This is a genomic window from Streptococcus mitis (genome assembly GCF_023110375.1).
In the GTDB taxonomy this organism is placed as follows: domain Bacteria; phylum Bacillota; class Bacilli; order Lactobacillales; family Streptococcaceae; genus Streptococcus; species Streptococcus mitis_CI.
Window position 1 is genome coordinate 1 of record NZ_JALDVV010000026.1, and the last position, 1,226, is coordinate 1,226.

Sequence of the window (1,226 nt, forward strand, 5' to 3'; positions counted from 1 at the left end):
GTATAATATGAGTAATCATTTGTCGTAGGTTTTGTCTGAAATATTGTCCAGACAAGGCTCACAGCAGTTAAATCTCCTGAAAAAGTCAGATTTAACTGCTCTTTTTGTGCTTTTTTTCAGGATTTTGAGTGCTTGTAACAAAGACTTAAAGATTCTGAAAATTTATCAAGAGGACACGGTGATAGGGGTTTTAGAACCATTAAACGATAATTATTAGCTTAGGTGACTAAGCTTGGAACTTATTTACAAAGGAGAATCATCTTGGCAGGACATGACGTTCAATACGGGAAACATCGTACCCGTCGTAGTTTTTCAAGAATCAAAGAAGTTCTTGACTTACCAAATTTGATTGAAATTCAAACTGACTCATTCAAAGATTTCCTAGACCATGGTCTTAAGGAAGTGTTTGAAGATGTATTGCCAATTTCAAACTTCACAGACACGATGGAGTTGGAATTTGTTGGATATGAAATCAAGGAACCAAAATATACGCTAGAAGAAGCTCGTATCCACGATGCTAGCTACTCAGCACCAATTTTTGTAACCTTCCGCTTGATCAATAAAGAAACAGGCGAAATCAAGACCCAAGAAGTTTTCTTTGGTGATTTCCCAATCATGACAGAAATGGGTACTTTCATCATCAATGGTGGTGAACGTATCATCGTATCTCAGTTGGTCCGCTCACCAGGTGTTTACTTTAACGATAAAGTTGATAAAAACGGTAAAGTGGGCTACGGTTCAACTGTTATCCCTAACCGTGGAGCTTGGTTGGAACTTGAAAGTGACTCAAAAGATATCGCCTACACTCGTATCGACCGTACTCGTAAGATTCCATTTACGACATTGGTGCGTGCTCTTGGTTTCTCAGGTGATGATGAAATTTTTGATATCTTTGGTGACAGCGAATTGGTTCGCAACACTGTTGAAAAAGATATCCACAAGAACCCAATGGACTCTCGTACCGACGAAGCTTTGAAAGAAATTTACGAACGTCTTCGTCCAGGTGAGCCTAAGACTGCTGAAAGCTCACGTAGCTTGCTTGTAGCTCGTTTCTTTGACCCACGTCGTTATGACTTGGCAGCTGTCGGTCGTTACAAAATCAATAAAAAACTCAATGTTAAAACACGCTTGCTTAACCAAACTATTGCGGAGCCATTGGTAGACCCTGAAACAGGAGAAATCTTGGTAGAAGCTGGTACAATCATGACTCGTAGCGTGATTGAAAG

General features: G+C 39.7%; 1 pseudogene. It reads left to right on the plus strand.

The window, feature by feature from the left end:
* Positions 1-261 precede the first annotated feature (261 nt).
* A pseudogene (locus M1G12_RS09850) lies at positions 262-1,226 on the plus strand (DNA-directed RNA polymerase subunit beta); the annotation flags it as partial.